General features: G+C 47.4%; 9 protein-coding genes. 7 read left to right on the top strand and 2 right to left on the bottom strand.

The annotated features are described in order from the left end of the window. Positions 1-292 precede the first annotated feature (292 nt). From EC604_RS03555 to EC604_RS03545, 3 genes are all read left to right on the top strand, one after another. The gene (locus EC604_RS03555) at positions 293-3,484 is read left to right on the top strand and encodes a GNAT family N-acetyltransferase (protein WP_123062762.1); all 3,192 of its coding nucleotides are present in this window, start codon (positions 293-295) and stop codon (positions 3,482-3,484) included. Next, a complete protein-coding gene (locus EC604_RS03550) occupies positions 3,471-4,346 on the top strand; it encodes an amidohydrolase family protein (RefSeq protein ID WP_123062761.1) in 876 nt (291 codons plus the stop codon). The genes EC604_RS03555 and EC604_RS03550 overlap by 14 nt, the downstream gene beginning before the upstream one ends. A 238-nt stretch (positions 4,347-4,584) precedes the next feature. Then, a complete protein-coding gene (locus tag EC604_RS03545; RefSeq protein ID WP_161556847.1) occupies positions 4,585-6,645 on the top strand; it encodes a methyl-accepting chemotaxis protein in 2,061 nt (686 codons plus the stop codon). Between the two features lie 231 nt (positions 6,646-6,876). Here the strand turns inward: EC604_RS03545 and EC604_RS03540 are convergent, their stop codons facing one another. Both EC604_RS03540 and EC604_RS03535 read right to left on the bottom strand, forming a co-directional pair. Then, positions 6,877-7,185 (bottom strand): hypothetical protein, encoded by a 309-nt coding sequence (locus tag EC604_RS03540; protein ID WP_123062759.1) that lies wholly within the window; start codon positions 7,183-7,185, stop codon positions 6,877-6,879. A 214-nt stretch (positions 7,186-7,399) separates the two neighbouring features. Then, positions 7,400-7,762, bottom strand: coding sequence for an iron-sulfur cluster biosynthesis family protein (locus tag EC604_RS03535; protein ID WP_123062758.1), 363 nt, complete (start codon positions 7,760-7,762; stop codon positions 7,400-7,402). Between the two features lie 110 nt (positions 7,763-7,872). Here EC604_RS03535 and EC604_RS03530 point away from each other — a divergent pair, with 110 nt between their 5' ends. The 4 genes from EC604_RS03530 to EC604_RS03515 all read left to right on the top strand — a co-directional run bounded on the left by EC604_RS03530 (position 7,873) and on the right by EC604_RS03515 (position 14,733). Next, entirely contained in the window at positions 7,873-8,745 is an 873-nt protein-coding gene (locus EC604_RS03530) for a metallophosphoesterase family protein (RefSeq protein ID WP_123062757.1), read from the top strand. A 90-nt stretch (positions 8,746-8,835) separates the two neighbouring features. Continuing rightward, positions 8,836-9,864 carry a LacI family DNA-binding transcriptional regulator gene (locus EC604_RS03525; protein WP_123062756.1) on the top strand — a complete coding sequence of 343 codons (1,029 nt, stop codon included), beginning with the start codon at positions 8,836-8,838 and terminating at the stop codon, positions 9,862-9,864. 226 nt (positions 9,865-10,090) lie between these two features. Continuing rightward, positions 10,091-11,587, top strand: a complete 1,497-nt coding sequence (locus EC604_RS03520; RefSeq protein WP_123062755.1) for a glycoside hydrolase family 30 protein — start codon at positions 10,091-10,093, stop codon at positions 11,585-11,587. 113 nt (positions 11,588-11,700) lie between these two features. Continuing rightward, positions 11,701-14,733: a beta-galactosidase gene (locus EC604_RS03515; RefSeq protein WP_123062754.1), complete on the top strand. Its 3,033-nt coding sequence runs from the start codon at positions 11,701-11,703 to the stop codon at positions 14,731-14,733. Positions 14,734-15,245: the final 512 nt, after the last annotated feature.

The raw sequence follows: 15,245 nt of genomic DNA, 5'->3' as shown, positions 1-15,245 counted from the left end.
AAGGCAATTTATCCTTATCACCACAGTATATGTTAGCCTATACATAAGCCAAAGACAGCCCCTAGGTACATACGAACGATAACGGTCTAAGGTTTCTTATTTACGTATAATCGTTCTAGAGCCAATATGAATCTATGAGACGAAGACGCTCTGAAAATGTTTCCAAATATAGTATGATAAGACTATCGCTAGATTTGCTACATATAACCTTGATTACTTCAATAGCGATCAGACGAAGGCCAGTTAGTGTTCACGAAGACCATCCTATACATATAGAGAAGGAGAATGGAACATGAACGTACAATCACAAACGATCATCGATCAGATCCGCATTGTTGAATACAACGCTTCTTATGCCGCCAGCTTGGCAGATATGTGGAATCGAAGTAATGAGAGCTGGGGAGGCGGCACGAGGCAGCGGACAGAGGAAACGATTCGCCAGGAGATGGAAAATTCATCTAATTTGCATGTGTTTCTGGCTGTTCATGAGGAAGAGGTCGTCGGCTTTTGCAGCTTTGCCCATTACCGTTTTGACGAGAATGCACTATATGTACCACTACTTAACGTACGCCCGGACTACCACGGGTACAAGATTGGCCGCAATCTGATCTTAAAAGCAGTGGAGAAAACAGTCGAGGCCGGATGGCCGCGCCTGGATCTATTCACATGGCCGGGCAATATGAAGGCGGTGCCGATGTACAAGAAATGCGGTTTCTTTTGGGAGAAAAAAGACGACAGCGTACATCTCATGAACTTTATCCCGACCGTACTACAGACGGAGGCGCTGGTACCGTACTTTGAAACATTAGATTGGTATGCCGACAGCACACGTGAACTGGTAATCGAGCCGGATGGACGTCAGGACAACGGGTTTGATTTCTTGGATTATACATGGGAAAAAGGGGAACTCTCCCTGCGGGCAACTTTTGAAAAAACAGGCCGCGGCTTGGCCGCTCTCGAAACGCCGGATTACCACATCCACACCGAAGTAGATCATCATGATCTGGTGTTTGGTTCGAGTTACCCCGTGCGTTATCATATTCAAAATAAATCCAATTTCAATCTTGAGTTCGAGATCAAAGGACAGGACGACAAAAATATCCGTTTTGCTATGGATGTCGCGCAAACGTTGCAACCAGGCGAAACGATTACCGTAGAAGGAGAATTTTACCTCGATCCGGTGACCGAAGAACAGAACAAGAACAAAACACATCCAGTCATCTGTAGTGCTTGGCTTATTGGCGGCAAGAAAGCTCAGTTCCGTCTCGGCGTTCATCCTAAATTCCCTGCGAAGATTACGCCAGTTCTCCCCGTAAAGGAACTATATCCGGGTACTTCAGCAGAGCTGATCCTGAACGTGGAAAACAATGTGAATACAGAAACAGAATTCGTTATGGAACTGCAGGCAGACGCTTTTCTAGACTGGACTGAGCACACACTGCGCTTCACTGTACCTGCGAAGGGCAAACGCTCCGTGTCCGTTCCGTTTACATTGCATTCGTATGGAATATATGCCCAGGACGTGGAGATTACCGCTGTTCCGGCGGGGGGATCAGAGATTACTTTTACAAGAAAACTGTCTGTACTGATGAAGGGCATTGAAGGCAGGTATGGCGGAGAGGCGAATGGACAATGGATTGCGGTGAACGGGGCGTACTCCCTCCATATGAATAAACATGATAATGTCATGTGGATCGAATATCCGGGGTCGCGTCACTCCTTCTGGTGGAACTATCCGAAGCTAGGGAAACCGTACTCGGAGGAGTTGTCCCTGAAAGAAGCCAAAGAAGTACAGATTGTGGCTGAGGGGAATCATCAGGTTATGGAAGCGGTCTATGAATTGGAAAATTTCCCGGGATTACGGCTGAAGACGGTTGCCAAGCTGTCCGCTAACGGAATCGCTACGTTCTCTCACGAGGTTGTGAATACACGTGATACGGCATGGGAGGAAGAACTGTTCCTGATGGATCACTTCGGTTTCTTCGGCAATCGGCTCATTCTGCCCTATCAGGGTCGTTTTGTGGATATGGGGGATGATTATGCCGGCGATCCGAACCATTGGGATACGGGACAGATTACGGAAAACTGGCTGTTTTGCAAGGAAGAGCATGGTGCGTGCGGCATCTACTGGGACCCTTCGCTGAAGCTGATTAAGCCTGAATATACATTGGCATTACAGCATGAGCTGGGACGTTTGGAAGCCGGAGCTTCGGTAGCCACGAAGGAAACGGTATTTGCGCTCAATACGTTTGCCAAGTGGTCGGATTTCCGCGCTTTCGCCCGTAAACAACCTAATGGGATTATTCCGATGCTGGACAGTCATCTGGATGTGACGCTGAATGATGGCGATCCATTTGCTGCGGATGTACTTCAAGCTGAATTAGTCGAGCGTAAGCTTGTTCCGCTTGTAGGTACATTGGAGCTGTACGTACAGCAGGGTGGTGATTCGGAGATTAAAGCTCGTACGATAGAATTTAATGCGACGGAGCAGTCGAACTCGGTTAAGCTGGAGTTTTCACCTGAGGATACCGAAACGGCAGATGATATAAACAAGCGCATGAACGGCTGGAAAGTCCGCGGGGTCTATCGTGGAGAGGATCGGATTCAGGAACGAACGTCTCTTTGGTTTCCGAAGACACGATCCGAGGTGCAACAAGGGATTGAAGAAGGAAAAGAAGGATCAGGGACGTTATATACCGTAAACAATGGTGTGTTATCTATTACGGCTGATCCAGCATTCGGGGGGATTGTACACTCTCTGAAAGTTCAAGGCGAGGAATGGCTAGACAGTTCATATCCTGAACCTACTGCTCGTTCGTGGTGGAATCCTTGGTACGGCGGGATGGCTGTCGATATTCCAGGTATGAACGGATTTAGCCGTCAATTGGAGCAAACGGGTCTATCCTGGTCAGAGCAGAAGGATCAATTCGGTAATGTGTGGAAAGGCTTGAAGGTGACTACCCGCATTGAGAAACATGAGGCGAACCGGGGACTGACCATTCATCAGCATTATCTGATGTTACCTGGGGTTCCTGTACTCTGTACCTTGCTGGCTGTGACCAACAAGTCTGGTCTCACACGAGCGAATTATGCTCTTACAGAAGGTCATTTCTTCAAACCTTCGGATGTGTATACAGAAGGTTGGATCGAGCAACCGGGTCAAGATCGTTTTCCGCTCGGCAAAGTAGACATTGGCCTGCCTTTAAAAGATATTTTTCGGACAGGCTCGCTTTCACGTCAAAACATGCTGCATGCGGTGAATCGTTACCCGAACCAGAATGCCTGGGCTTTTGCTAACAATTTGGTGACAGGACATAACGTAACACATGAGCTTACGATGCAACATGGCGAAACCGTCTGGACGGAGCCAACCTATCTTGTTCTGGGGCCGATCCCACTCGATACGGGAGATGTACATGATCTGTTGAAGCTGAACTTTGTAACATCAACAAGCGAAGAGGAGGCCTACGATGCCCATCATTGATATTCACATTCATCTATCGGATATCGACAGCTTTCACCGTACCGCAATTGACCTGTCCAAAGTAGACTACAGCGCGGCGGGTCTCAAGGCGGAATTTGACCGAAATGACGTCATTCTTGGCATCGGCATGGGGGTGAGCGAGCAGACGAAGGGTGCCTTCCCCGATTCCAGTTCGCCTAACCCGATGGGTCTGGATCTGGAAGAACAGGTTCCATCGTTTCTAATGGAGTGTGTTGGAATTAATCCGAACAGGCTGGGTGGTAAACAAGCTCAAGACGAACTGGACAGGATCGAAGCCAGATTGCAGTCGCCCGAAGTTGCTGGAATCAAGCTGTATGCTGGATATTATCACCACTATGTGTATGACAAAATCTATACCCCGGTCTATGAGCTGGCGGCAAAATACAATCTGCCTGTGGTCATCCATACCGGAGACACCTACTCCATGAACGGGCTGCTCAAATATTCGCATCCGCTAACGGTGGACGAGCTTGCGTTGCAACAACGAGGTGTAAACTTCATGATCTGTCATCTGGGTGATCCCTGGGTCATGGATGCTGCTGAGGTGGTTGCTAAGAACCCTAATGTGTACGCAGATTTATCTGGGCTTGTAGTGGGGGATCGCCCTCACTTCGAACGCTTTATGAACGAACCGCTGTTTATGGATCATTTCCGCCGGGCGTTGGTCTACTCGGATCATTATGAGAAAATGTTATTCGGAACTGACTGGCCGCTTGCGCCTATCGATCTGTATGCCGAATTCGTCCGCAGGCTTGTGCCGGAGCAGCACCATGAGAAGGTTTTTTACGAGAACGCATTTGGCCTGTTTCCTCGTATTGGGAAGCGTATTGCGAATCTATAGCCCCCGAACAAGCTCTTGCCATTTTGCGGCAGGAGCTTGTTTTCTTTTTAAATAAGAGAAATTGCTGTTCATTGAGTTCACTACCACCATTCATTCCAATTTGTAATAAATTTAGATCGTTAAAATTTTTTTTGTACAAATGCTCCATTCACTGTCAGATTATTGGATTCATGCCGATATTAAAATATCAAATATTATATGGGTTCATACAAAATCAGGATGGATGGTGGAGGTATTCATGTTTTTTGCAAAAGCAGGACAGCGACTAAGAAATATGTCTTTTCGGGTCAAATTACCATTAATGATCAGTCTTCTCGTGTGTATCGTACTGACCGTAACAGCTGTGCTGTGTTATAAGATAGCTGAAGGCATTACTCAGGATAAAAGTAAAGATGAAATTCATGCGAATTCTGATCGGATTGGAGCAGGGCTGTTTACTTCCTTGCAGTTGTCTAAGCAAGCGGCATTTCTCATGACCAAACATAAGGCCTTTGAACAATTGCTTTCCATACGGAGTGCAAATGAAGGACAGGAAGCAAATGTCTTTTTTGAGGAAAATCAAACTCTAATCAATGAATCTAATGATATCTTAGCCCAAAGCTTGGAAGGCATTGAGGGCGCCGTTGTGCTTATGCTGATTGATAAGAATGGCACGGTAGTCGCAGCGAACGACCCGAAGACCGTAGGCGGAGATCGCGCGGATCGAGGCTACTTTAAGGAAGCGATACAAGGGCGTCAGGTGATCAGTGATGGTATCATTTCCAAAACGCTGGGTACACTTGGCACTGTATTTGCTTCCCCGATGTATGATGAGAATAAGCAAGTAAACGGGGTGCTCATTGCCACGATATCCACTTCATTTTTTGTGAACCAATTGCAGAACGTCAAGATTAACGATGAAGGTAAAGTGATTGTTCTGGATCGGGTGGGTAAAGTGATGTATCACTCGGCAGATGCAAATCTGGCAGGGAAACCGCTGGAAACCGGGGAATACAAGTCTCTTGTAGATTTGCCTCCAAGTAATGAATTACAACAGGGCGAGGTAAGCACGGACGAGAAAGTGGTGTTTTATTCCAAAATTCCGCAATCGGACTGGACGATTATTGTTGAGGATTCCTACGTCGATGTCAATCAGCCTCTAACAAGCATGGCGAATAAAATGTATATCGTTCTGTTCAGCTCCATTGCCTTCTCTGTCATTGTGGGTATTCTACTCTCACGGGTGATGACAAGACCGGTTACATCCATTACCGCACTGTTTAAACAGCTTGCGGGGGGAGACTTGACGGTACAGGCGAAGGAAAAATACAGCGGGGAGTTCAGCGAACTGGCGGATAGCTTCAACACGATGGCTGAAGGGAACAGACAGCTAATCGCCAGTATGAACGCTTCTATTGGTGTTTTGAATAAAAGTACTGCGGAACTGGATAAGTCTGCACAGCAGACAGCTGCATCGATTACCGATACCACTGCCACTGCACTTGAAATATCCCGTGCAATGGAGTCGCAGGCTAACGATACAGAGGCGATCGTGGATCAATTTATGAACGTGGGTAGCAAAATTGTAAATGTCAACGGGATGTCCCAGTCTGTCATGGCTAAGGCTGATGAGATTACGGATGCATTCCGAGATAATCATGAAGTGATCGATGCCCTCATCGCCGTTAATGATCGGAATGAAGCAGAGGTAAATAACATCTCAAAGATTACGGTTCAACTTGCAGCGAGCTCATCCGGTATTCAACAGATCACAAGCACCATTGCCGAGATTGCGAATCAGACTAAACTGCTTGCGCTGAATGCGTCTATTGAAGCGGCACGGGCAGGAGAGCAGGGGCGTGGATTTGCCGTCGTGGCCTCCGAAATACGCAAGCTCGCCGAACAGACAACGGCGCAGTCCGAAGACATTAACCGTATCGTCATGCAGACGATTGAACATGTGGAGCAGAATAACCAGAGTGTACAGGCCATTGAGGCCATTGCCGAGCAGCATAAGAGCAGTGTGATGCAAACGAAGGAAACCTTTAATTTTGCGACGCGAAATATGCAAAATATGATGAATCAGGTGCTGGCGATTGCCTCCGAGATTGAGTCCATTGAACGGGATAAGGACGAAGTCCTTGGCGCTGCACAGAACTTGTCCGCTTCGGGTGAGGAAGTATCTGCATCCATTGAAGAAGTCACCGCAACGATGGAGGAGCAGTCTGGAATGACCGAGCATTTGGCCGAACTTGTGCAGACCATCGATGCTTTGACTAAACAGCTCGCTGAGGAATCGGCACGGTTTAAAACGAGCTAGTAAGGATTGAATGAAGCGAACCTAACTTAATACTTCAATGACTTGTCATTAAACGATTAAACCTCCTATCTATTACAGTAGATTGGGAGGTTTTTTATTCTGGTACCATAAGAATAGTAACAATACCAAGGGATCAAATCTCATTTTTTGACAAACTCCGATACCAGCGTGAAGTTATTGATGAACCCTTCTTTTTGTAAAAAAACAGTCTCAATCTCGTCCGTTTTCATATCATAATAGCGCCAACGAAACTACGGTCAAGGGATATTGAGAGTTATATGGCAAGTCAGTCATTTTATCGAGAGCTTTGGACTGTAAATCATAAGTATATACATTCATTTTCATTCCATCAGTTGAATCTGTCCCATTGACGTATTCGGTATTAGTAATGGAAAGGTATTCACGTTTCTGTGCTTCACCAGGCTTAATTGCTGGTGGAGGGACTTTAATGCTGCTTTCACCACTACTGCATCCTGATATCAACATGAGTGAGATTATGAGTACGAAAATAGCTGGGTATAGAATATAGCGCTTCCTCATCGTTAGTCCTCTTTTCTTTGGTCGTACCGTGTTTAGGGAGTTTGTAAAATAAACGTTACAAGTTGGAGAAGGGTTTGGTTATCAATCAACATAACAATATAAAGAACTTGCTCTGGAATTTGGTTAATAAATAAATTCACCAACAAAACCTCCCTTTCCGCAAAATTGTGGGAGAGGGAGGTTTTTGTTCCTAATCTTCATAAATGCAAACTGACTATTTAATAGACCATTCCGTAGATTCAGACGTTACATTAGCTACATCCCGGAGATCATGTACCTTTACGTTGTTTCCGTAAATCGTCGAATCACTGCTCAGACGGAAGGAAGGGAAGTTATTTTCGGTTTGAAGACGTAAACAGGGTTCAAAGTGAATTTTTTGCTCTTTATTAATCACAAACGGAAGCGAACCTGCCTCAATAGGCACGTCATCACTGTCTCGTTCATTTAAGATCAGAAGTACCGCAATTCCATCACAGCCGCAACCATCGGTATCATAAAACAATTTGAAAAAGCCGGGCCGTTCGCCCAGTTGCTCCATAAGTCGTGCTTCTGCCTGCGGACTCACTTGAATGATCATGGCGTCGTCACACTCCTTTGTTTCCCAATGAATTCGCTTACAACTTAATATATGGACCATAATTGCCGATTAGAAGGTAAAATAATATATAAGGAAAGGGGAGAGCTAATTTGAAAATACGGCGACTAAATGATGATCCCATTGAACATTATGCGTATTGGAATGCGATTCCTGGCGGCGAGGTCATTCAGGCTCAGCTGCCGATCTATCATGGCACATTAGCTGGCTTGCCAGATGGCATCGATGCACTGATTGTCGCTTCAGATTTGCAGGGAATTGTACCTGTAATGGAGAAGGAATCTGATGCCGCCTCTGACACGGGGGCCACGGATAAGCTTTTGGGTGAGATGTTGCCTGCCTATATTCGCCTACTGATGGAGGTGGAATGGCCTGAGCTCGATCCGCATAAGACAGGTGTGCTGTTATGTGGAGATATGTATGCCCTGCGCGGGAAAAGAGGAGCAAGCGGCAATCCGGTTCCCGTCTGGCTTGCCTTCAGGGAAGCCTTCGGCTGGGTTGCAGGCGTCCACGGCAACCACGATATAACCGATGATGCAGACGCTCATCGGTTACACCGCAGCGAGGGCATCCATTGCATGGATGGCCCAGCTGCAATTATCAGCGCTGGCCCCCTACCGGGTGGCCTTGCGCCCCATGCCGCAAGGCTCGGCCAGCTGCGCATCGCGGGCCTTGGCGGCATCATCGGCAGGCCGGACAAGCCGAACCGGCTGCCGGCAGAGCCGTACCTGCAATCCGTGCGCAAGCTGCTGAAGCAGCAGCCGGATTGCTTGCTTTTGCACCAAAGCCCGGGCATCGCCGAGCTTGGGCTTAGGGGTGAACCGCTCATCAGGCAGGCCTTGGAGGCCGGGCCGGATACGCTTGTGTTCAGCGGGCATACCCATTGGGATATGCCTTTGGTTCAACTGAGCAACGGCACACAAGTGGTGAATGCCGACAGCAGGCTGTTTATTTTCACGCGCTAAGCAGTTTATAGAATGAAATGCATTTCATTCGTGATATCTTATCTGGTATGATAAGCAGGTAAATAGAGAAAAAAGGAAGGTTTCCCCCCTATGACATCGATCACCATATATGATATTGCGAAAGAAGCAAATGTATCTGTATCGACCGTCTCCCGGGTGTTGAATGATACGGCTCCGGTTCGTGCCAGCACGCGAGAGAAGATCATGTCGATTATCGAGAAACATCAGTTTCAACCGAACGCTCAGGCACGCAGTCTGATCAAGAAAGAGACGGGAACCATCGCTATCATCTTGCCGGATATCACCAACCCCTTTTTCCCAGAAGTGTTCTGGGGGGCAGAGAATGAAGCACGTGGACTCGGGTATACGTTCTTCTTATGTAACACAGCGGGGGACTCTAATCGTGAGTCCGAATATCTCTCCATTTTGCGGGAGAAACGGGTGGATGGAATTATCTTTCTCGGCGGACGTATTAACTTGCAGGTCTGTCCGGATAATATGGCACAGGAATTGATGGATATGAGCAGGCATATGCCCATTGTGCTGGTCAACGGTAACATTGCCAAGAGTGGACTTCACCGGGTATACACAGATGAGGGAGCCGGAGCAGCTATGGCTGCAGAGCATCTACTTGAGCTGGGGCATCGGGAGATTGCTTTTGTCGGGGGATTGAAGGAGTTATCTACCACGATGGTTAAGGTGAAAGCGGTACAGAAGAAATTACGTGAACATGGGATTGAAATACCGAAAGAACGCCAGCTGTTAGGTGGTTTCTCGATTGACGACGGCAAGCGGGAGATGTCCAAACTTCTGCAGCAGGACAATCCGCCAACGGCAGTGATTTGTGTCAACGACAATAGTGCGATTGGTGCAATTAAATCGACCATTGAGTATGGTTTGTCGATCCCGAAAGATATTTCGATCATCGGTTTTGATGATACACCGCTAGCGAGTGCCGTGATCCCTGAGCTGACAACGATATCCCAGAATACGTATCAACTGGGCAAACAGGCCGTGGATGTGTTGCATGAGCTGATCAATCAAGGCAAACCGAAGAAACAGAATGTATTGGAACCTAGGCTGATTATCCGCCAAAGTACAGGACCTGCCGCCCGGTAGTGGGTCTGGTTCTCAAAAAAAGAAAGCGTTGACATTTCTTTGAAGCGTGAAATATAATGAGGGCGTAAATGAGACCCTTTTCATCCTGTGGAACGGGTTTTAGTTTTCGATCTAATGAAACCCATTTCATGAAATCGGTTTCAAAAAGTTTAACTAACAAGAACAATTTCACAAAAGGAACTACATCAACTTAGAAGATCAATGGATCACGAAAGAAGGAGTCACGATGGCACATCATGAACAGCGTTTCAGGGGCAGACGAGGTTTGGTATTCGCAGGTACAGCTTTGCTTGCCTTGGTGGCGGTAGGAGGAATGGCTATCAATCATTATATGAATTCATCTCCCAAGACACTTGTATTCCAGGAAGATCCGGTGCATCTCAAGCTGGAGCAGTCGTATGATCATTTTGAAGGCTGGGGTACCTCACTGGCTTGGTGGGCGAATGATCTCGGCGGCTGGAAGGATCAAACGAAGGTGGATGAGGTTATGGATCTGATATTTGACCCTGCCAAAGGTTTGGGACTGAACATCGTTCGTTACAATATTGGCGGCGAAGAGAACCCGGAGATGAACGCGCTTCGTCCAGGCGGTGACATTCCAGGCTTTCAGCCTGAGCCAGGCAAGTGGGACTGGGAAGCGGATGCGGGTCAGCGTTCCGTACTGCAGGGTGCGATCAAACGCGGAGTCAACATCACGGAGGCCTTCTCCAACTCACCTCCGTATTGGATGACAATTAGTGGTTCGGTCACTGGTTCTGAGGATGGCGGTAATAATCTGCGTGAAGATCAGTATGATGCGTTCGCCGACTATTTGACTGAAGTGGTGAAGCATTATCGGGATACGTGGGGCATTACATTTCGTTCCCTTGATCCGCTGAATGAACCTTCTGCCAACTGGTGGAAAAAGGGCAATCAGCAGGAAGGCAGTCATTTCAGTACGGATAAACAGGCCGAGATTATTAAGAAAACGGCCGCTTCGCTCCAAAGCAAAGGACTGGATGGTACGGTAATCAGTGCCGCGGACGACAACAGCATCGATGAGACCGTATTTAATTTCAGCTTGTATGACCAGGACACGATTGATGCGGTGCAACAGATCAATACCCATTCGTATAACGGCAGCAAAATGGAAGAACTGCGTGCAATGGCTGGTAAACTCGGCAAAAAGCTGTGGATGTCCGAATATGGCACCGGCGGCAGCGAGCCGCATAACCATGAGGACATGACCGCGGTGCAGGAGCTGGCAGACCGTATCATGTTTGATCTCAAAATCATGCAGCCGTCTGCTTGGGTATACTGGCAGGCTGTTGAAGACGAAGGAGCGAATAACAACTGGGGCTTCATTCATGCGAATTTTAACGGTGATGAACAATACGAGATGACCAAGCAATATTACGGCATGGCCCAGTTCACGAAGTACATTCGTCCAGGTGCGGTTATTATTCCGACAGATGAAGGCAGAACACTTGCGGCTTATGATGCCAAGGCACAGCGGCTCGTACTGGTGATTCGGAATGAGCTGTCAGCGGAAAACAAAGCATTTGACCTGACTGGCTGGGATGTTGCCAAAACAGGCTCGGCCCAGGTGTACCAGACATCACCGGAACTCAATATGGAGAAGCTGGAGGATATCCCGGTATACGCCAACGGCATTGAAGTGCCAACCGCAGATAACTCCATCACTACTGTCGTGCTTGAAGGTGTTATGCCATCTGCAGAGTAATAGCACAGAATAACAGCGATCTGCAAGTTATTCTGGCATCGGAGTGATCCGTGTAAATTCGCAGTTCAATAGAGAGCGTTCTTTATTCATAAAAAGAGAAGGAGGGAATTACGTTGATAGAACCAACATCCCTTTTGTTTCAGGAACAAGAGAATAACAAACTTAGCAGCAAGGATGATGTTCAAACGGAGCTGACGTATGATGCACGCAGCTTTTATCTAAACGGTGAACGTATCTTCCTGAACAGTGCGACCATTCATTATTTCCGTATGCCCAAGGAAGAATGGCGTGATGTACTAATGAAGGCCAAGCTGGCAGGCATGAACTGCATTGATACCTATTTTGCATGGAACGTGCACGAACCGGAGGAGGGACAATGGTCCTTCGAAGGAGATAACGACTGCGGTGCATTTCTCGATCTATGTGCAGAGCTGGGCATGTGGGTTATTGCGCGTCCAGGACCGTTTATCTGCGCGGAATGGGATTTCGGCGGCTTTCCATACTGGTTGGGTATGAAGGAGGGCGTAAAATTCCGTGAAAATAACGAAACGTACCTTTATTATGTGCAGCTTTACTTTGATCAGATCATCCCGCTGATTCGCAAGCGTCAGTTGTCTGCCGGAGGTACGGTAATCCTCGTCCAGGTCGAAAATGAGTACGGTTATCTGATGGATGATGAAGCCGCAAGCCCACATATGAAAATGCTTAGGGACGGGATACTGGAACGTGGGATAGACGTCCCGCTTATTACTTGTGTTGGCGGAGCGGAAGGAACGATTGAGGGAGCGAACTTCTGGTCTGGCGCGGATGGACATTATGCCAACTTACGAACGAAACAGCCAGACACACCGAAAATCGTTACTGAATTCTGGACCGGCTGGTTTGAAAATTGGGGAGGACCTTCGGCAATCCAGAAGACGGCATCTCTGCTGGATCGAAGAATCATGGAAATTCTGAGAGCAGGATATAGCGGGATCAGTTATTACATGTTCTATGGGGGAACTAATTTCGGCGGATATGGTGGAAGAACGCTGGGTGACAGCGATATTTTCATGATCACATCGTATGATTACGATGCTCCGCTAAGTGAATATGGACGCGTTACGCCGAAATATGCAGTGACGAAAACCCTCTCTTATTTTGTGCGTGCGTTTGGATCACTGCTGATGGAATCTGAGGAAATTGCTGCTGAACAGATTCAGGTTCGGCACCCGGGCGGCATTTCTGTGCGCGGGAGGAAGGCGGGGGAAGAAAAAATCTGGTTCGTGGAGAGTCACAAGGATGAGCGTGAGACGGTGAACGTTACGCTTGAGGAAGGCCGTACGTTGCCGATATCGATTCATCCTGGACAGATTGTTCCTTTGCTTGATCGCGTGCAAATTGCAGAACAAGTGTACCTTACCGCAGGAGCTTTAATAACTGGTAATGAGATGATTAATGGAGAACTGACGTTGTTCATCACAGCTGACAGAGGACAACGCTCGGTGATTGAGCTGGAACTGGGTACAAAGGGGAATGCGATAGCAGGAGGTTTTCTCCTGAAAGAAAGCACGATGCAAGTGCTAATTGAAGAGGATGCGGGGAGAAATGCATATCGTTTTGACGTGTTTCATTTTCAGGAGCCAGGCATGATGCGTTTCGAAGCGAGTGGTACCGCCATCCGTTTCATCATCCTGGATCGTGACACGATGAACCGCACATGGCGTGTGGAAACGGCTGATGGCCAAAGCTTGCGTTATGCCATCGGTTTTGACGATGTGGATGTCACGGCGTCCGGTCAAGTGCAGGGAATGGTCTCTGATCCTGAGCGTACAATGATGTTGCTGGGCGACTGGCGAGATGGCGAACGGACACAGACTGGACGTGAGTTTTTTAATCAAAAAGTGAAGGCACATACTGAATCGGCGTCTATTGCAGTTAAAGATCAGCCTGCTTGGGTGGTTTCCACTGCGCCGCTGGCTCCGGTGTTGTCTAAATCTCCTGACTTCTCCCGTGTTACATTAACGGCAAAGCAACGTTCAGCGAGCGGGTATCCGATGGATTTTTCGGAGTACGGTCAGGACTTTGGCTATCTGCTGTATGAATGTGATTTCGACAGTGCGGTGGGTGGAATGATGAATCTCGTGCTGCCCAAAATACAAGATACTGCGAGAATTATTGTAAACGGTGCCGAGCAAGCACTTGTGCGTCAGGTCGGTGCTGCAGTTGTTCCCGTTCAGATAATTCAGGGGCAGAATAACTTGCAAATGCTTGTACAGCATATGGGCCGACTGAACTTTTCACCGTATCTTGGGGAACGTAAAGGTGTGGCTGGACCGGTGTACCTTGGTGGGCAAGTACAGGATATTCGCCGGAATTGGCATATGGAGTCAGAGACAGGGAAAGAAGGAGGAACAGGAACAGGAACAGGAACAGGAACAGGTACAGGTACAGGTACAGGTACAGGTACAGGTACTATTCATTTGGACGAAGTCAACTCGATTCAAGGAGGAACGGTGCTCCGTCGCAGCTTTACGCTGGATGGTATGGATCGGGCAGTGCTTGTGGGGGCCTTGAGCAAAGGTTTGCGTATTAACGGCATTGAAATTCCGATGCCTGCTTATCAGGACTGGTTTGCGTTCCAGACGCTGGATCTATCCAGCTACGTTAAGCCTGGAGTTGCAAATACGCTTGAGATGCCATATAGTCGGTCACCACTCACTCGGCTTGAGCTGATTACTTATCTGCATGAGGGTGAGCTTCAGGATTGGCGAATGGCTGGTACGGATGCGCTACTTCCTGCGTCATGGGAGTCATATGATCTCACAGAGGATACACCAGGAGTGACTTCACCGGGCGCTTCATACGGTCAGCCGGTATGGTATCGTTGGCGTTTTGCCAAACCTGTCACAGCCGGACATCACAAAGTAAACCTGATGCTTCGCTTGACGGGCATGAGCAAGGGATCGATCCATGTGAATGGCCATCATCTGGGTCGATACTGGCAGATTGGACCACAGGAGGATTACAAAATTCCTTTTGCCTGGCTGAAGGAAGAGAATGAACTGCTCATTTTTGATGAAGAAGGCAGAACACCGGAACGGGTACGATTGCTACTGGACGAGATGTCACGATATCCGTGGATCACAGTGGGGAAACAGAAATAGCAACTAAAAACAGCAACTTAAAATAGCTTGTAGAGATAAAAGAAAAAATAAAAGTGAAATATAGAAGCAAGAATAGAATTAAAAATTAGAAGTCTATTAAAAGCCATTGCATCTAGGATGTATGTAATAGAGCAAGTATAAATAACATTAGATAGCGATAACCCTAGGAGTTAGCAATAGCCTTAGACCGTAGGAAATTTCCCCTCATTCTTATATAGACCTGAATCATTGAGGAGAGTTTGGTATAGATAGCGACTCTTGTTTCAAACTGGTTTTATAGGAGAATGAGGGGATTTATACGAATTCATAAAGAAAGAAAAGTAGCAGCGCTTCATCTCTATGTTCAAGAGAGAGACCAATGTCACGTTTTGTAAGCGTATACATAAGGCGGATATATCTGTAAAGGGGGTGATGTTTCATGTAAATGGGACGGGAGCAGATGCCGCAAGGTGCTTCTTGGCAAGAGGAAGTATGTTTAAGCACACACTTCGTTCAGACAGAAGGCAGTCCAA

Source organism: Paenibacillus amylolyticus (assembly GCF_003719335.1).
GTDB classification, from domain to species: domain Bacteria; phylum Bacillota; class Bacilli; order Paenibacillales; family Paenibacillaceae; genus Paenibacillus; species Paenibacillus amylolyticus_D.
This window is presented reverse-complemented; position numbering and strand designations above follow the sequence as displayed.